The organism is Streptomyces akebiae (genome assembly GCF_019599145.1).
Lineage (GTDB): Bacteria > Actinomycetota > Actinomycetes > Streptomycetales > Streptomycetaceae > Streptomyces > Streptomyces akebiae.
Genome location: NZ_CP080647.1, coordinates 7,856,833 through 7,874,456 on the forward strand (window position 1 = coordinate 7,856,833; position 17,624 = coordinate 7,874,456).

At 70.2% G+C, this 17,624-nt stretch carries 14 protein-coding genes and 1 pseudogene; 6 read left to right on the forward strand and 9 right to left on the reverse strand.

What is annotated here, in order from left to right; translation table 11 throughout:
• Nucleotides 1-36: 36 nt before the first annotated feature.
• From K1J60_RS34000 to K1J60_RS34010, 3 genes are all read left to right on the forward strand, one after another.
• Nucleotides 37-2,091 carry a TerD family protein gene (locus tag K1J60_RS34000; RefSeq protein ID WP_220649552.1) on the forward strand — a complete coding sequence of 685 codons (2,055 nt, stop codon included), beginning with the start codon at nucleotides 37-39 and terminating at the stop codon, nucleotides 2,089-2,091.
• 290 nt (nucleotides 2,092-2,381) lie between these two features.
• A complete protein-coding gene (locus K1J60_RS34005; protein WP_220649553.1) occupies nucleotides 2,382-3,383 on the forward strand; it encodes a TerC/Alx family metal homeostasis membrane protein in 1,002 nt (333 codons plus the stop codon).
• 110 nt (nucleotides 3,384-3,493) lie between these two features.
• Nucleotides 3,494-4,594 (forward strand): calcium:proton antiporter, encoded by a 1,101-nt coding sequence (locus K1J60_RS34010; RefSeq protein ID WP_220649554.1) that lies wholly within the window; start codon nucleotides 3,494-3,496, stop codon nucleotides 4,592-4,594.
• Between the two features lie 10 nt (nucleotides 4,595-4,604).
• Here the strand turns inward: K1J60_RS34010 and K1J60_RS34015 are convergent, their stop codons facing one another.
• Both K1J60_RS34015 and K1J60_RS34020 read right to left on the reverse strand, forming a co-directional pair.
• Nucleotides 4,605-5,882 (reverse strand): MFS transporter, encoded by a 1,278-nt coding sequence (locus K1J60_RS34015; protein WP_220651828.1) that lies wholly within the window; start codon nucleotides 5,880-5,882, stop codon nucleotides 4,605-4,607.
• A 123-nt stretch (nucleotides 5,883-6,005) separates the two neighbouring features.
• Entirely contained in the window at nucleotides 6,006-7,052 is a 1,047-nt protein-coding gene (locus tag K1J60_RS34020; protein ID WP_220649555.1) for a S66 family peptidase, read from the reverse strand.
• 101 nt (nucleotides 7,053-7,153) lie between these two features.
• On the opposite strand from K1J60_RS34020, the gene aroQ reads away from it, so the two are divergent.
• On the forward strand, nucleotides 7,154-7,627 hold the full coding sequence (gene aroQ / locus K1J60_RS34025) for a type II 3-dehydroquinate dehydratase (RefSeq protein WP_220649556.1): 474 nt from the start codon (nucleotides 7,154-7,156) through the stop codon (nucleotides 7,625-7,627).
• Between the two features lie 51 nt (nucleotides 7,628-7,678).
• Here the strand turns inward: aroQ and K1J60_RS34030 are convergent, their stop codons facing one another.
• From K1J60_RS34030 to K1J60_RS34050, 5 genes and pseudogenes are all read right to left on the reverse strand, one after another.
• Complete coding sequence (locus K1J60_RS34030; protein ID WP_220649557.1) at nucleotides 7,679-8,470, reverse strand: amino acid ABC transporter ATP-binding protein; 792 nt, start codon at nucleotides 8,468-8,470, stop codon at nucleotides 7,679-7,681.
• Complete coding sequence (locus K1J60_RS34035; RefSeq protein ID WP_220649558.1) at nucleotides 8,467-9,384, reverse strand: amino acid ABC transporter permease; 918 nt, start codon at nucleotides 9,382-9,384, stop codon at nucleotides 8,467-8,469. The genes K1J60_RS34030 and K1J60_RS34035 overlap by 4 nt, the downstream gene beginning before the upstream one ends.
• On the reverse strand, nucleotides 9,381-10,280 hold the full coding sequence (locus tag K1J60_RS34040; protein ID WP_220649559.1) for an ABC transporter substrate-binding protein: 900 nt from the start codon (nucleotides 10,278-10,280) through the stop codon (nucleotides 9,381-9,383). Before K1J60_RS34040 ends, K1J60_RS34035 begins: the two co-directional genes overlap by 4 nt.
• Before the next feature lie 325 nt (nucleotides 10,281-10,605).
• Nucleotides 10,606-10,809: pseudogene (locus K1J60_RS34045) on the reverse strand (MBL fold metallo-hydrolase); the annotation flags it as partial.
• A gap of 209 nt (nucleotides 10,810-11,018) precedes the next feature.
• Nucleotides 11,019-11,888, reverse strand: coding sequence for an alpha/beta fold hydrolase (locus K1J60_RS34050; RefSeq protein ID WP_220649560.1), 870 nt, complete (start codon nucleotides 11,886-11,888; stop codon nucleotides 11,019-11,021).
• Nucleotides 11,889-11,974: 86 nt separating this feature from the next.
• Between K1J60_RS34050 and K1J60_RS34055 the strand changes: the two genes are divergently transcribed.
• Complete coding sequence (locus K1J60_RS34055; protein ID WP_220651829.1) at nucleotides 11,975-12,475, forward strand: MarR family winged helix-turn-helix transcriptional regulator; 501 nt, start codon at nucleotides 11,975-11,977, stop codon at nucleotides 12,473-12,475.
• Nucleotides 12,476-12,903: 428 nt separating this feature from the next.
• Here K1J60_RS34055 and K1J60_RS34060 read toward each other — a convergent pair whose 3' ends face one another.
• A complete protein-coding gene (locus tag K1J60_RS34060; protein ID WP_220649561.1) occupies nucleotides 12,904-13,557 on the reverse strand; it encodes an MBL fold metallo-hydrolase in 654 nt (217 codons plus the stop codon).
• 9 nt (nucleotides 13,558-13,566) lie between these two features.
• Nucleotides 13,567-14,295: a maleylpyruvate isomerase family mycothiol-dependent enzyme gene (locus K1J60_RS34065; protein ID WP_220649562.1), complete on the reverse strand. Its 729-nt coding sequence runs from the start codon at nucleotides 14,293-14,295 to the stop codon at nucleotides 13,567-13,569.
• A 225-nt stretch (nucleotides 14,296-14,520) separates the two neighbouring features.
• Between K1J60_RS34065 and uvrA the strand changes: the two genes are divergently transcribed.
• Nucleotides 14,521-17,592 carry an excinuclease ABC subunit UvrA gene (gene uvrA / locus K1J60_RS34070; RefSeq protein WP_220649563.1) on the forward strand — a complete coding sequence of 1,024 codons (3,072 nt, stop codon included), beginning with the start codon at nucleotides 14,521-14,523 and terminating at the stop codon, nucleotides 17,590-17,592.
• The last annotated feature ends 32 nt before the right edge of the window (nucleotides 17,593-17,624 follow it).

A 17,624-nucleotide genomic window follows, 5' to 3' on the forward strand; every position in this document is an offset into this window, starting at 1 on the left:
AGTACACAGAGCACGCGACACAGGGGGACGAAGTCGATGACGGCCGAGCTGGTCCGGGGGCAGAACCATCCGCTGCCCGAGGTCCGACTGGAAATCCGCGTCTCGGCCGGCACGCCGATCGTGGCCGGTGCCACGCTCGGCGACGAGCACGGCCGGGTGCAGGGCGTCGAGTGGGTCGCCCACCCGGGCGCGCCCACCCTGCCGGGACTCGAGGTGCCCAGGCAGGCGGCTGCCGACCATCGCCTCGCCGTGGACCTCGACGCCCTGGCGCCGTCCGTGCACCGGGTGACCGTGCTGCTAGCCCTCCCCACGGGGACCGGCGGCCCGGCGCGCTTCGGCGCCGTGGCCGCCCCCTTCGTCGCGGTCACCGGCCTCGACGGCACCGAGGTCGCCAGCTACACCATCACCGACCTCGAACCGGAGTCGGCCGTCGTCGCCCTGGAGCTGTATCGCAGGCAGGGTGCCTGGAAGGTCCGCGCGGTCGGCCAGGGATACGCCGGTGGCCTCGCCGCGCTGCTCGCCGACCAGGGTCTGCCGCAGGCCCAGCAGCTGGCCGGCAGCATCAACGAGGCAGTGGCACAGGGCCTCGCCCGCTCGGTGGCGGCCCCTCCGCCCCGGCTGCCGGACGCGGACCGCCCGCACCGGACGACGGCGCCCGCGACGGGCCCCGACGAGACTCACGGCGGCGCGACACCGCAGGGTGCGACCGGCAACCCCGTGCCGTCCCAGGGTCACCAGCCCACCTCTCCGTACGGCACGACACCCCCGTACGGCTCTCCGCACGACGGCACGCGGCCCGACCACGCGGCCGCGCAGCACGGCGGCACGACCCCGGCCGACCCGGCCGCCGGGCAGCCGGCTTCCGCCACCGCCGGCGGCCCCGTCAACTACAGCCACCCCGGCCGTCAGACCACCGCGCCGCCCCCGCCCCCGCCGACCGCGCCTCCGGCCCAGCCCGGACAGCCCGCGCGGCCCGTCGCCGGCGACGCGACCGGCTGGTCCATGGAGGAGCGTCTCTACAACCAGGTGTGGGGCATGTTCGAGGACCTCGCCCGCACCACGGCCGCGTACCGCAGCGCCGTCGACTTCGCCGAATCGCGGATGGAACAGGAGCTGGACAAGGTCCTGTCCGACCCGCGCAGCCGCATCAGCGGCCAGGGCGACGCCGCGCGCGAGGCGGCCCGCGCCAAGCACGCCCAGCTCGTCGACCAGGCCAGGGCCGCCCTCGACCGGGACCTGGCCCAGCTCGGGGCCGAGGCGGACGTCGTCGAGCCCGCGTTGCCCCCGGCGTACGCGAGCTGGGACAACCCCGTCTGGCACGGTTACCGGGTGCCGATGGAGATACCGATGGCGCTGCGTCTGGGTGATCTCCATCTGCCGGAGAGCGAGGACGTGCGCATCCCGATGCTGGTCCGGCTGCCGCTGGAGCGCGGCCTGTGGATCGACAGCGGTCGCTCCGGCGACTCGCTCGCCGACACCGACGAGCTCCGCCGCCTCGCGCTGGACACGGCAGTGGCTCTCGCCGCCCGACTGCTCGCGGTCTACCCGCCGGGCGAGTTCGCCGTGCACGTCGTCGACCCGGCAGGAGCGGGCTCGTCCGCGTTGGCGCCTCTGACGCAGGCCGGTGTGCTCGCCGGGCCGCCCGCCACCGGAGCCGCGGGTGTCTCGGAGGTACTGGGGCGGCTCACCCAGCGCGTCGACCTCGTGCAGATGGCGGTGCGCGGGGGCGCGGCCGACGCGCTGCCCCCGGGCTTCGACACGGCCGAACAACTGCTGATCGTCAACGACTTCCCGCACGGCTTCGACGACCGTGCCGTCACCCAGCTCCGCTACCTCGCGGACGAGGGCCCCGCCGTCGGGGTCCACCTCATGATGGTCGCCGACCGGCAGGACGCCGCCGCCTACGGGCCGTTGCTCGACCCGCTGTGGCGTTCGCTGATGCGACTCACACCCACCCCCGATGACCACCTCGCCGATCCCTGGGTCGGCCACGCGTGGACATACGAGCCGTCGACCATCCCGCCCGGCAGCACAGTCATGCACGACGTGCTCGCGCGTGTAGCGGAGGCCCGCCGCTCCTGGAACCGCTGAGGAGACCGCCGGGCCCAGCCCGTACCAAGCCCTCGTAAAGCCTTCTGACCTGCTGTTTTGATTCTTTCTTTGCCTCTCCCTTTACCTTCTCTTGGTGATTCGGTACTCTTTTCGTGCGGAGGGGAGTACTCCCTACATGCTGCGGCGTACCCGTCAATACGGATCGATCCCGATCCCGGGGCGTCGGCCCGGCGGCACCAGGCGTTGTGGAACGCCCTGGAGGACCGGGTGGAAGAGACCTCCGGTAGCGACGACGCTGAAATTTGCCGTTACGTACTGCCGGAGGCGCAGTGGATGTTTCCGTGACCCTATGGGTCCTCACAGTGGTGGGCCTTGCCGCCCTCATCGCGGTCGACTTCTTCATCGGCCGCAAGCCCCATGACGTGTCCATCAAGGAAGCCGGGATCTGGACGATCGTCTGGATCGTCCTGGCCGCCCTCTTCGGAGTCGGGCTCCTCGTCTTCGGCGGCGGTCAGCCGGCCGGAGAGTTCTTCGCGGGCTTCATCACCGAGAAGTCCCTGAGCGTCGACAACCTCTTCGTCTTCGTCCTGATCATGGCGAAGTTCGCGGTGCCGTCCCAGTATCAGCAGCGGGTGCTGCTGATCGGTGTGCTGATAGCCCTGGTGCTCCGCGCGATCTTCATCGCCGCGGGCGCGGCGATCCTCGCCAGCTTCGCCTGGGTCTTCTACATCTTCGGCGCGTTCCTGATCTACACCGCCTGGAAGCTGATCCAGGAGGCCAGGGCCGAGGAGTCCGAGGAGGACTGGGAGGAGAACAAGCTCCTCAAGGCCGCCGAGAAGCGCTTCGGCGTCGCCGACCGGTACCACGGCACCAAGCTGTGGATCGAGCAGAACGGCAAGCGCGTCATGACGCCGATGCTCGTCGTGATGCTCGCCATCGGTACCACGGACGTCCTCTTCGCACTGGACTCCATCCCCGCGATCTTCGGCCTGACCCAGGACCCGTACATCGTGTTCACGGCCAACGCGTTCGCGCTCATGGGCCTGCGCCAGCTGTACTTCCTCATCGGCGGTCTGCTGAAGAAGCTGGTCCACCTGTCCTACGGACTGTCGGTCATCCTCGGCTTCATCGGTGTGAAGCTGGTGCTGCACGCCTTGCACGAGTCCGGGGTACACGTTCCTGAGATCTCCATCCCGGTGTCTCTCGGCGTGATCTGCGCGGTGCTGATCGTCACCACGATCACCAGCCTGATCGCGTCGAAGAAGCAGGCGCAGGCCGAGGCAGAGCAGAACAAGGCCGAAGGCGCGGAGAAGGACAGCGTCGAGGCCTGACCGAGGCCGGCACCGCACAGCACACACGGCTTGGGGCCCCGCACGACGGACACGCAGTTCCACGCGTCCACCGGAGTGCGGGGCCCCTGCACGTCTGAAAGGATCACCGCATGCTCGCTCGGCTCCGGTCGCTCACGACGCGATGGACTGCTGTCGTCCCGGTGGCCGCGGTCGTCCTGCTCGCTCTGACCTGGGGACGTGATCTGCCCCCTGCGGCTGTCGCCCTGGTGACCATGGTGCTCGCGGGAGCCGTGCTGGCCGCCGTGCACCACGCCGAGGTCGTCGCACACCGGGTCGGTGAACCCTTCGGCTCCCTCGTCCTCGCCGTCGCCGTCACCATCATCGAGGTCGCCCTGATCGTCACGTTGATGGCCGACGGCGGGGACAAGAGCTCGACCCTCGCCCGCGACACCGTCTTCGCCGCCGTGATGATCACCTGCAACGGCATCGTCGGCATCTGCCTGCTCGTCGCCTCACTGCGCCACGGGCTCGCGGTCTTCAACCCCGAGGGCACCGGCGCCGCCCTCGCCACGGTCGCGACGCTGGCCACGCTCAGCCTGGTGCTCCCCACCTTCACCACCAGCAAGCCCGGCCCCGAGTTCTCCACGGCCCAGCTCACCTTCGCGGCCCTGTCCTCACTGGCCCTGTACGGGCTGTTCGTCGCCACGCAGACCGTGCGCCACCGGGACTACTTCCTGCCGATCACCAGGATGGGCGAGGTGATCACCCAGGACGACCACGCCGAGGCGCCTTCGGCCCGTACCGCCGGGATCAGCCTCGGACTGCTCGGTCTGGCGCTCGTCGGCGTGGTCGGCCTCGCCAAGGGCGTCTCTCCGACCATCGAGTCCGGTGTCGAGGGAGCGGGACTGCCGCACGCGGTCGTCGGTGTGATCATCGCGCTGCTGGTGCTGCTGCCGGAGACGATCGCCGCGCTGCGCGCCGCCCGCCGCGACCGCGTCCAGACCAGCCTCAACCTGGCCCTCGGCTCCGCCATGGCCAGCATCGGTCTCACCATCCCGGCCGTCGCCCTCGCCTCGGTCTGGCTCTCCGGACCACTCGTCCTCGGCCTCGGCGCCACCCACATGGTGCTGCTCGCCCTGACCGTCGTGGTCGCCTCGCTGACCGTGGTCCCGGGACGCGCGACACCGCTCCAGGGCGGGGTGCACCTGGTGCTGTTCGCGGCCTATCTGGAGCTGGCGGTGAACCCGTAGGCCACCGGAGTCAGCCTGTCGCGGGCTCCGCCTCCGCCGGTGTCGGCAGGGACACCGGCCGGGTCTCCGGCAGCAGGGCGAAGCAGCCCAGGCTCAGCAGGGCGATCCCGGTGAGATAGGCGCCCACACCCCACGGCACCCGTCCGCCCTGGGCCACGGCGGTGGCCACGATCGGGGTCAGGGCTCCACCGAGCACCCCGCCGAGGTTGTAGCCGACGGCGGCCCCCGTGCAGCGCACACGGGGCGCGTACAGCTCGGGCAGGTACGCGGCGATGACGGCGAACATGGTGACGAAGGCGAGCATGGCCACGAGGAAACCGAAGAAGATCAGCAGGGGTTCGCCGGTCGCCAGGAGCGCGACCATGGGGAACATCCACAGCACGGTGACGCCACAGCCGATCAGGCACATCGGGCGCCGCCCGTACCGGTCGCCGAGCACCGCCGCCAGTGGTGTCAGAGCGCCCTTCACCACAACGGCGCCCATGATGCAGGTCAGCATGACCGTGCGGCTCACCCCGAGGCGCTCGGTGCCGTACGCGAGGGACCAGGTCGTCACCGAGTAGAAGACCGCATACCCGATCGCGAGAGCGCCGGCCGTCAGCAGGACGAGCCGCCAGTGGCCGCGCACGACCTCGGCGAGCGGCACGCGCGCGGGTTCGTCGATCTGCAGGAACTGCGGGCTCTCCGTGAGCGACGACCGCAGCCACAGCCCCGCGACGGCCAGGACGCCCGCCGCCCAGAACGGCACACGCCACCCCCAGGCGGCGAACTGGGCCTCCGTCAGGGTCGCCGACAGCGCGAGCATCACCCCGTTGGCCAGCAGGAACCCCACCGCGGGACCCACCTGGGGAAAGCTCGACCACAGTCCGCGGCGATCGGCCGGCGCGTGCTCCGCCGTCAGCAGCACCGCCCCGCCCCACTCCCCACCGAGCCCGAGCCCTTGCAGGAAGCGCAGCACGAGCAGGAGGAAGGGGGCGGTGACACCGATCGAGTCGAAGGTGGGGACGCAGCCGACGGCCACGGTCGCGCCCCCGGTCAGCAGCAGCGAGGCGACGAGGACCGGCCTCCGCCCGTGCCGGTCCCCGATGTGCCCGAACAGCACCGAGCCGAGCGGCCGCGCCACGAACCCGACCCCGAAGGTCGCGAAGGCCGCGAGGGTCCCGGCCAGGGGTGAGAACGTCGGGAAGAACAGTGGCCCCAGAACGAGGGCCGCCGCCGTCCCGTAGACGAAGAAGTCGTAGAACTCGATGGCCGTCCCGGCGAGCGAGGCGCACGCCAGGCGCAGCATGGAGGGCGGTTTCACGGTGCGTGCAGGTTGCATGCCGCGTCAACTACCCACGGTGACGGGCGGTTACGGGGGCGTGCGGGGGCCCGTGCGAGGCCAAGGTGGTTCGGGAGGCGTCAACGGGTCTCAGTAGGTCACCGTGATGCGCCGGGCGGGCCCGTCCACCCGGATCACGCCACCGTAGGGGACGACGAACTGCGGATCGGTGTGTCCGAGATCCACGTCGAAGACGATCGTGGCGTCGGGGGCGTACGTCCGCATGGCGCGCAGGACGGCCTCGCGCTGTCCGGCCGCGTAACGGGCCGCCTCCTCGGGGGTGTTGGGCTGTTCGAAGGACCAGGCCTTGGGGCGGCCCATCAGGAGTGCCGGGAAGCGCTGGAGCAGGCCGCGCTCGCCCATGTTGCGCAGGGTGCGGAAGACCTCCTCGCCGCTGGGCAGTTCCTCCGAGGTCTCCAGGAAGAGCACGCCGCCGTCGAGGACGGACAGGTCGCGCGGCACCTCGCGGTCGGCCATCAGCAGCCAGCCGAGGATCTCCAGACAGCCGCCCCAACTGCGACCCTCCACCACGCGGTTGGGGTTCACCCAGGTCCATCCGGCGCCGGGCACGGTCTCCGGCTCCGCGTCGAAGGTCGCCGGGTCGGCCCAGTCGCGATTGACGTCGTTGAAGCGTTCGGTGGGCCGCAGCTCGTACGGTCCCGAGGTGAACAGGGCGGCGCGCAGGGAGTCCGCGGTCAGCGGGGCCATGGCGCCGGACCTGCCCAGCGAGGTCATCACGGTCCCGCCGTGGTAGCCGACGATTCCTGTGTTGTAGAGGAACGCCAACAGGTTGCTGTTGTCGCTCATGCCGAAGAACGGCTTGGGGTTGGCCCGCAGCAACTCCCGGTCCAGCAGCGGCAGCACGGTGATCTGGTCGTCGCCGCCGATCGACGTGAACACCGCCTTGATGTCCGGGTCGGCGAAGGCCGCGTGGACGTCGTCGGCCCGCTCCTGCGGCGTCGAGTCCATCTTCCGCGTCGTCGGATACTCGACCGGTTCGAGACCGTACTCCCCGCGCAGCCGCTCCAGGCCAAGTTCGAAGGGGCGTGGAAAGACTCCGGGCAGACCGGCACCGGGCGACAGGACGGCGACACGGTCGCCGGGGGAGGGCTTGGTCGGATACGAAGGCGTGGTCATGCGGGGAGGGTATGGCCTCCTGCCCCGCGGATTCACCGTGATAAACCGGGGGCGAGCAGCGGTCCCCACGGGCCGCACACCCCCAACGGACCGGAGGAACCGTGCCCCGCAGCCTGGCCCAAGCCCCGATCATGATTCTCAACGGCCCCAACCTGAACCTCCTGGGGCAGCGCCAGCCCGAGATCTACGGCTCGGACACCCTCGCCGACGTCGAGGCGATGTGCGCCAAGGCGGCGGCCGCGCACGGCGGCACGGTGGACCTCCGGCAGTCCAACCACGAGGGCGAACTGGTCGACTGGATCCACGAGGCACGGCTCCACCACAGCGGGATCGTCATCAACCCCGGTGCCTACTCGCACACCTCCGTGGCGATCCTCGACGCCCTCAACACCTGCGACGGGCTGCCGGTGCTGGAGGTGCACATCTCCAACATCCACCAGCGCGAGACGTTCCGGCACCACTCGTACGTCTCCCTGCGCGCCGACGGTGTCATCGCCGGCTGCGGCGTGCAGGGCTATGTGTTCGGCGTGGAGCGGGTCGCCGCGCTCGCGGGGGCGGGCCGGGCGGAGGCGTGAGCCCCGCTCCCGAAGCCGTCGGGTAATGCCCGATCTCCAGGCGGGCGCCCCTTACAGGCGGCCCGCCTCGACGATCCGGCGCAGGAACTGCCGGGTGCGTTCCTGCCGCGGGTCGCCGAAGACCTGCTCCGCCGTGCCGCGTTCCAGCACGACGCCTCCGTCCAGGAAGCAGACCTGGTCGGCGACGTCGCGGGCGAAGCCCATCTCGTGCGTGGCCAGGACCATGGTCATGCCGTCGGCCTTCAGATCACGGACGACGTTCAGGACCTCGCCGACCAGCTCCGGGTCGAGGGCCGCGGTGATCTCGTCGAGGAGCAGCAGCCGGGGGCGCACGGCCAGGGCGCGCACGATCGCCACGCGCTGCTGCTGACCGCCGCTGAGCCGGTCGGGATACGCGCCCGCCTTCCCGCTCAGCCCCAGCCGGTCCAGAAGGGCCCGGGCCCGTTCCTCGGCCTCCGCGCGGGGAACGCCGTGCACCCGGCGCGGGGCGAGGGTGATGTTGTCCAGCACCGTCATGTGCGGGAACAGGTTGTACGACTGGAAGACCACACCGATACGCCGTCGGACCGCGTCCTGGTCGACGCGCGGGTCGGTGATCTCCTCGCCGTCCAGCCAGATCGCCCCGTCGTCGATGTCCTCCAGCAGGTTGGCGCAGCGCAGCAGCGTCGACTTGCCGGAGCCGGAGGCGCCGATCAGCGCGGTCACGGTGTGCGGGGCGACCTCCAGATCGACGTCCCGCAGCACGACCGAGCCGCCGAAGGTCTTGCGCACGGACTCCATCCGCAGCACGGGTGCGTCCCCGGAGGCGTGCACGGCTTCCACGGTCTCTGGGTTGTCGCTCATGTCGTCCCTCCCTGCGCCCGCTGCCGGTCCATGCGGGCCGTGACCCAGTCGGTGAAGCGGGTCATCGGGATGGTCAGGGCGACGAAGACCAGTCCCGCGACGATGTAGGGCGTGTAGTTGAGGCTGCGGCCCACGATGATGTCGGCGGCGCGTACCGCGTCGATCGCACCGCCGATCGAGACCAGGCCGGTGTCCTTCTGCAACGACACGAGGTCGTTGAGCAGGGGCGGAACCTGACGGCGTACCGCCTGGGGGAGTACGACGTGCCGCAGCGCCTGCCGGTTGGTCAGGCCCAGCGAGCGGGCCGCCGCGCGCTGCGAGGGGTGCACGGACTCGATGCCGGCGCGGAACACCTCGGCGACGTACGCCGAGTACGTGAGCGTCAGCGCGGTGCCGCCGAGGAGTACCGGGTCGACGGTCACACCCTGGAGCCGGAGCGCGGGGACGCCCAGGACCACGATCATCAGGTTGATGATCAGCGGCAGTCCGCGGAAGAAGTCGGTGTACGCGGCCGCCAGCGCCCGCAGCGGGAAGAAGACCGGGCCGCGCAGGGTCCGCGCGACGGCGATGAGCATGCCGAGAACGAGCACGGCCACGCCGCAGACCAGCAGCAGCCGCACGTTGAGCCAGAGCCCTTCGAGAACCCTGGGGAGCGCCTCGCGTGCGTACTCCGCGCTGAAGAAGGTCTCCTTGGTGCGCGGCCAGCCGGGGGCGTTGACGACGACCAGATAGAGGACGACGGCCGAGACCAGGGTCGACAGGGCGGCGACGGCGGTGGCGCGGCGGGCCCGGTCGCGCTTGTAGCGCTCCCGGTCCAGCCGCCGGCGCGAGGGGACGTAGCCGTCGTCCGCGCCGGGCGGGTCACCGTGGTCGTCCGCGCCCTCCGGGCCGGACTCCTGCTTCACGAACGTCACTTGAGGACCGGGGCGTCGACGGCGTCGGAGAGCCACTCCTGCTCGATCTTCGCCAGCGTGCCGTCCTCGCGCAGGGCGTCCACGGCGGTCGTCACGCAGGACGTGAGGGCACTGCCCTTGTCGAGGACGAGCCCGAACTGCTCGGGCGTGCCGCCCCGGTTCTCGAACTGGCCGACGATCCTCGCGTCCGTCACCTCGGCCGAGGTGATGTAGAACGCGGTCGGCAGATCGACCACGATCGCGTCGATCTGGCCGTTCTTCAGCGCGGACTTGGCCTGGTCGTTCTTCGCGTACGCGGCGGCCTGACGGGTCGGCTTCACCACGTCCTGGATGTAGTTCAGGCTGGTGGTGCCGACCTGGGCGCCCAGGTGCAGCTTCCGGAGGTCCGCGATGCTCGTCGCCTTCGCGGCGGCGGAGCCCTTCAGCGCGACGACGGCCTGGCGCACGTCGTAGTAGCCCGACGAGAAGTCGACGGCCTTCTTCCGCTCGTCGCTGATCGACACCTGGTTGACGTCGAAGTCGAAGGTCTTCGCCCCCGGCGCGAAGGCCTTGTTGAAGGGCACGCTCTGCCAGACGACATCCGCCTCGTCATAGCCGAGCTGCTTCGCGACGGCGTACGCGACCGCCGACTCGAAGCCCTCGCCGTTCGTCGGGTCGTCGTCCTTGAACCACGGCTCGTACGCCGGTTCGTCGGTGGCGACGGTCAGCTTGCCGGACGTCTTCGTACTCAAGTCGCCCTTGGCGCAGGAGGCTCCGGACGCCGAGGAGGAGGCCGAGCCGGAGGCGTCGTCCTCCGGCTGCGGGGCGCAGCCCACCGCGACGACGGCGAGCAGGGAGGCTATGGCGGCGGAGGCGGCACGTCGCAGGGAGCGCGCGGTTCGCAGGACAGGACGCATGGCGTGAGATTGACAGCGCGACGTGCCGTCTGTCGAGGTCACACGGGTCATTGTCCGCATTCTGGGAACGGGTGTTGCGGTCCTGTGAACGCGTGCGACCTAGAGGGCGGGGCCGCCGGCCGAGGGCGGGGTTGATGAGGCCGGCGGCCCATCCGCGCGGGAGCCGTCATCCCGTGCGGACCTGCCTCCAGTGGACTACGCCACGGCGCACGCCGGGAGCGCGCGCGTGACACCGGCGTGTGCGTTCGATTCACACGGGGCGCGTGCGGGAGCGGTCGCGCCCCTGGCCGGTCGTCCCACCAACTTCCCTACGGCTCCGGGGAGTTCACCAGCCCCGTGCGCGCCACTCCGGCAGGTGCGGGCGCTCAGCGCCGAGCGTGGTGTCGTTGCCGTGGCCCGGGTAGACCCAGGTCTCGTCGGGGAGCGCGCCGAAGATCTTCGTCACCACGTCGTGGATCAGACTGGCGAACGCCTCAGGGTCCTTAAGGGTGTTGCCCACACCGCCCGGGAACCCGATGTCGCCGGAGAAGGTCGCGCTGTCGAACCAGGCGTCCTGGAAGGTCACCGAGCCGAACTCGACGTCAACGTGGAGCGCACCCACGCCTGGCGGAACGCCTTCTGCCGGCTTCCACGCTGCTACGAACGCCGGATCGCGACCGTGAACGACCACGAACCTTCACTCGTAGTGTGGATGAGCTGCTGAATGGCCTCAGCGCAGTCCGCTCCGCTTTGTTTCCCTCACACCGCGCCCGGGGCGGCTTGCTTCTCCTGTCTGTCCGCCAGGAAGTCGGTGATCCGGTGGTTCGTCTGGGTGGGCATGGCGGTGGGCATGGCGAAGTGGGTGAGTTCGGCGAGGATCTCGATCCGGGCGTCCGGTACGGCTTTGCGGGCGCAGGCTGCGACTTTGGCAGCGTCGTGGGCGTCACTGCGGCCGGCGAGAAGAACCAGGAGCGGAACGCTCAGTGCCGTGGGGTCCGGGCGGCGGCCGACGACCAGTTTCCGGTTCGCGAAGTCCGAGACCGCCAAGGCATAGAGCCGCTTCCAGCCCGGGTCGGTGTCGGTCCCTGCGGTCTCGCGGTCCAGGTAGGCGCGTGCACGGGCTTGCGTCGGGCGGAGCAGTATCGGCAGCGAGCGCAGCAGGAAACCCGGGCGGAAGTTGGCGAAGCACTGGGTCGGGTCGAGCAGTACCAGCCGATCGACCCGCCGCGCGGCGTGCAGGGCATAGGTCAGGGCGATCCAGCCGCCGTAGGAGTGGCCCAGCAGGTGCGTGCGGGACACGGTGAGGCCGTCGAGCAGCGCGTCCAACCAGGCCATCAGGTCGGTGGTTGTGCGCAGCGGGTGCCCGCCGGGGACGCTGTGTCCCGCATCGCCCAGGATGTCGACGGCCAGCACCCGGTGGTGCGTGCCAAGAGCTGAGGCATTGGCGAACCAGACCGCGCCGGTGGAACCGCCGCCGTGGAGAAGGAGGACTGGAGTGGCGTCAGCGGGGCCGTAGGCGTGGACACGGGTGGTCCCGTACAGGGTGGGAACGTCGATCTCGGCGGTACCGGTGGGCCAGCGGGCGAGCAGTGCGTCGTAAGCCGCGAAGAACTCTTGAGATGAGGACACGGTGAACCCCCCGGGGAATCGTCTCGTTGACCAAGTATCTCGTTTGGCGAGATAGTAGCCCGGTGAGTGATGACATCAACCCCGCAATGCGGCTGGTCCATCTCCTGCGCGCAGTGACCGTGGAACTCGATCTGCGCGGCGCCGAGTTCGCCGCGCGAAACGGTCTGCATCCCACCGATCTGCGGGCCCTCATCCATCTGCTGGACGCCGATCGAGCAGGTACCGACGTCACCCCGGGACGACTCGGTGCGGCGCTGCGGCTCAACTCGGCCGGCACCACTGCCCTGCTGGACCGGCTGGAGCGCCTGGGGTTGGTCCGCCGCGGGCGCGATGAAAACGACCGACGACGCGTCGTGCTGACGGTGGAGCAGAAAGCCGTGGAGCTGGGCTGGTCCTTCTTCGGCCCGCTCATCGCCAACTTGGTCGAGGCGGCCGAGGGCTTCACCCCGGGCGAACTGGACATCGTTCACCGCTACCTGACAGCCGCCCTTCGAGCAGCCGCTCCCGGCAACGACGCGTCGACGCCCGCGGCCACCGCCGGGAGGCCACCACCACAGCCGTTCCCACGGCGGTTCGGTCAGCCATGAGGGCAGCGCAGGCACAGGATCTCCGGTGTCACAGCGCGTCGCAACTCCATGATCACGGAACCGTGCTTGTCCCCGTCCGCCGGCCGCCCTTCTGCGCGACCTCTTGATGCGGCGAATGATGCATGTCGTGCCATCCGCGTGCGGTAGGCGCTCGCCCTCCAGCCGAGTTCGCCCGTGGTGTCGGGACCGAAGACCGCGCCGAGGAGGGGGCGGGTGCCGCACCCGACCAGCGCCACCAGGCGCAGGAGGGGATTGCCGGTCAAGGTGGTGCCGTCCTCATCCCGCGGTCACGGCTGTCGGCGTCGGTGAGGGAGTTCTGGAGGCCACCGTCCGTGGGGTAAGACGCTGCCCGTGCCCGAGCGTCGACAGCCTGAACGCGCGACCGCCCCCTCTTCGGTTTCGAAACAGGGGCGGTCGTCGTTGGACGGTTACCAGCCCCGCGCGCGCCACTCCGCGAGGTGGGGCCGCTCCGCGCCGAGGGTGGTGTCGTTCCCGTGGCCAGGGTAGACCCAGGTCTCATCGGGCAGGGCGTCGAATACCTTGGCCTCCAGGCCGTCCATCAGGGAGTTGAACTCCTCCGGCTGTGTTGTCCGGCCAGGCCCGCCCGGGAAGAGGCAGTCGCCGGTGAAGACATGAGGATGCCCGTGCGGGTCGTCGTAGACCAGCGCGATCGAACCGGGCGTGTGACCGACCAGATGGCGCGCGGTGAGTTCCACGCGCCCCACCCGGATCGTGTCCCCGTCGTCGACGAGTACGTCGGTCGCCACCGGGATGCCCTCGGCGTCGGCCCGGCCCGCGTACGTACGGGCGCCCGTGGCCGCCACCACCTCGGCGAGCGCCTGCCAGTGGTCGCCGTGCTGATGCGTGGTGACGACGGAGGCGATCCCGTCGTCACCGATCAGGGTGAGCAGGGTGCCGGCGTCGTTCGCCGCGTCGATCAGCAGCTGCTCGTCGGTGGCCCGGCAGCGCAGCAGGTACGCGTTGTTGTCCATCGGGCCCACCGCGACCTTGGAGATCATCAGGTCCGGCAGCTCGTGCACATCCGCAGGTCCGCCGACCTTCACCGCTCCGCTGTACGTCATGAGGGCAGCCTATAGCGGGGGCAGCGAGGGGAGCGTGCCTCCTTCGACGCGCAGCGCGGTGCCGTCGCGGCGGCCGGCGAGCCAGCCGAGGAGGTCGGCCCGGCTGCCGCTGACCACGAGGTCCGGCAGCGGCGGGTGGTAGCCGCTGTCGGGCTGTTCCCCGGTGACGCCCTCGACGGCCCCGGTGGGGATCGTGTGCCCGTCGTCCTGTCTGATCATGAGGGCGGGGACCTCGGGATGACCGTGGAACCGGTGGGCGAGGAAGTTGATCTCGCGCTGGGCGAACTCCTCCGGCAGATCCTCCAGCTCGTACCCGATCCCCAGGTCCACGTGATGGAGCTCCACCTCGATCCACCGCCGGAACGGCAGCCAGGCCGCGGTGTCGAGGACACCGTTGCGCAGCTCGACCGTGCGGGACCAGTCCTGGGCGACCGAGGCGGCGTCCTGGAAGCGGTGCGCGCTGTCGCGTACGTCGGCGAGCTGGGTCTTCAGGGGGCGCGGCGCGTCCCGCTCGATGTCGGCGTCCCGGGCGTCGCCGGAGACGTACATGGGGCGCCCTTCGAGGACGTTCACGAGGGCGTCCGCGTTGCGGGCGAGGTGGGCGAGGACGTGGCCCCGGGTCCAGCCGGGCAGTCGTGACGGCTCGGTCACAGCGACGTCGTCCAGCTCGGCGACCGCGGTGAGTAGCCGGTCCGTCGCTTCACACACAGAGGCCAGGTCACGCGCGTGATCCATCATGCCGTCGACCCTAGTCCCGGCCACACCTTCGGGTGAAGGTGGCGGACCAGGGCCGTAAATCGAATGCACGTGCTATATGGTCGGGAGCGGCGTCGGGCATGCTGGAAAGCCCGGGATTGTTGTGGAACGGGGAAACAGGACCGGCGCTGTCAGTGGCTCCCCCTAGTCTGTGGAGGACGGGGGCTCCGGCCCCTGTCACTTCACTCAAGAAAGGTGCGGACCGGCGTGGCCGACCGTCTCATCGTCCGTGGCGCGCGCGAGCACAACCTGAAGAACGTCTCGCTCGACCTGCCACGCGACTCGCTCATCGTCTTCACGGGCCTGTCGGGGTCGGGCAAGTCCTCGCTGGCCTTCGACACGATCTTCGCCGAGGGGCAGCGCCGGTACGTCGAGTCGCTCTCCTCCTACGCCCGGCAGTTCCTCGGGCAGATGGACAAGCCGGACGTCGACTTCATCGAGGGTCTGTCCCCCGCGGTCTCCATCGACCAGAAGTCGACCTCGCGCAACCCGCGCTCGACGGTCGGCACCATCACCGAGGTCTACGACTACCTGCGCCTGCTCTTCGCGCGCATCGGCAAGCCGCACTGTCCGCAGTGCAGCCGGCCGATCTCCCGCCAGTCGCCCCAGGCGATCGTCGACCGGGTGCTGGAGCTGCCGGAGGGCAGCCGCTTCCAGGTGCTGTCCCCGCTCGTGCGGGAGCGCAAGGGCGAGTTCGTCGACCTCTTCGCTGACCTCCAGACCAAGGGGTACAGCCGTGCCCGGGTGGACGGCGAGACCGTCCAGCTCTCCAACCCGCCGACCCTGAAGAAGCAGGAGAAGCACACCATCGAGGTGGTCGTCGACCGCCTCACGGTGAAGGACTCCGCCAAGCGTCGCCTCACCGACTCCGTGGAGACCGCCCTCGGCCTCTCCGGCGGCATGGTCGTGCTCGACTTCGTCGACCTCCCCGAGGACGACCCCGAGCGCGAGCGCATGTTCTCGGAGCACCTGTACTGCCCGTACGACGACCTGTCCTTCGAGGAGCTGGAGCCCCGCTCCTTCTCGTTCAACTCGCCCTTCGGCGCCTGTCCCGACTGCTCCGGCATCGGTACGCGCATGGAGGTCGACCCCGAGCTGATCGTCCCCGACGAGGACAAGTCGCTCGACGAGGGCGCCATCCACCCCTGGTCGCACGGCCACACCAAGGACTACTTCGGCCGTCTCATCGGAGCCCTCGCGGACGCCCTGGGATTCCGGACCGACATCCCCTTCGCCGGTCTTCCGCAGCGCGCGAAGAAGGCCCTGCTGCAGGGCCACAAGACTCAGATCGAGGTCCGTTACCGCAACCGGTACGGCCGCGAGCGGGTGTACACCACGGCCTTCGAGGGCGCCGTCCCCTTCGTGAAGCGGCGGCACAGCGAGGCCGAGAGCGACGCCAGCCGTGAGCGCTTCGAGGGCTATATGCGCGAGGTGCCCTGCCCCACCTGCGAGGGCACACGCCTGAAGCCGATCGTCCTCGCGGTCACGATCATGGAGAAGTCGATCGCCGAGGTCTCCGCCATGTCGATCAGCGACTGCGCGGACTTCCTGGGCGAGCTCAGGCTGAGCGCCCGCGACAAGAAGATCGCCGAGCGGGTCCTGAAGGAGGTCAACGAGCGGCTGCGGTTCCTGGTCGACGTCGGCCTGGACTACCTCTCGCTGAACCGAGCGGCCGGCACCCTCTCCGGCGGCGAGGCCCAGCGCATCCGGCTGGCCACCCAGATCGGTTCCGGCCTCGTCGGCGTGCTCTACGTCCTCGACGAGCCCTCCATCGGTCTGCACCAGCGGGACAACCACCGGCTCATCGAGACCCTGGTACGGCTGCGCGACATGGGCAACACGCTCATCGTCGTCGAGCACGACGAGGACACCATCAAGATGGCCGACTGGATCGTCGACATCGGCCCCGGCGCGGGCGAGCACGGTGGCAAGGTCGTGCACAGCGGCTCCCTGAAGGAACTCCTCGACAACACCGAGTCGCAGACCGGGCAGTACCTGTCGGGCCGCAAGGCCATCCCGCTGCCCGACATCCGCCGCCCGCTCGACCCGAGCAGGCAGCTCACGGTGCACGGCGCCCGGGAGAACAACCTCCAGGACATCGACGTCTCGTTCCCGCTGGGCGTCTTCACCGCCGTCACGGGTGTCTCCGGTTCCGGCAAGTCGACGCTGGTCAACGACATCCTGTACACCCACCTGGCCCGCGAGCTGAACGGCGCCCGAAGCGTCCCCGGACGGCACACGCGCGTGGACGGCGACGACCTCGTCGACAAGGTCGTGCACGTCGACCAGTCGCCGATCGGCCGCACGCCCCGGTCCAACCCGGCCACGTACACCGGTGTCTTCGACCACGTCCGCAAGCTGTTCGCCGAGACCACCGAGGCGAAGGTCCGCGGCTATCTGCCCGGGCGCTTCTCCTTCAACGTCAAGGGCGGCCGCTGCGAGAACTGCGCGGGCGACGGCACCATCAAGATCGAGATGAACTTCCTCCCGGACGTCTACGTCCCGTGCGAGGTCTGCCACGGTGCCCGGTACAACCGGGAGACCCTGGAGGTCCACTACAAGGGCAAGTCCATCGCCGACGTGCTGAACATGCCGATCGAGGAGGCGACCGACTTCTTCGAGGCCGTCCCCGCGATCGCGCGCCACCTCAGGACCCTGAAGGACGTCGGCCTCGGCTACGTCCGGCTGGGCCAGGCCGCCACCACCCTGTCCGGTGGTGAGGCGCAGCGCGTGAAGCTCGCCAGCGAGCTCCAGAAGCGTTCCACCGGACGCACGGTCTACGTCCTGGACGAGCCGACCACCGGTCTGCACTTCGAGGACATCAGCAAGCTCCTCACGGTGCTGTCCGGCCTGGTCGACAAGGGCAACACGGTCATCGTCATCGAGCACAACCTCGACGTCATCAAGACCGCCGACTGGGTCGTCGACATGGGTCCCGAGGGCGGCGCCGGCGGTGGCCTCGTCATCGCGGAGGGCACGCCCGAGCAGGTCGCCGGCGTTCCGGCCAGCCACACGGGCAAGTTCCTGCGGGAGATCCTCGGCGCCGACCGGATCAGCGACGCGGCCCCGGTGAAGGCCCCGCGCAAGGCCGCGGCGAAGAAGACCGTCGCCGCCGGCTCACCGGCGAGGAAGACGGCGACGGCCCGGACCACCACCGCCGCCGCCGAGACCGTGACCGCCAAGACCACGGCCGCCAAGACCACGGCCGCCAAAAAGGCTGCCGCGACCACGAAGAAGGCCACTCCCGCGAAGAAGGCCACGGGGGCGCGCAAGGCCTGAGGCGTCCGAGCCTCAGCCCCTGTCACGTCGAG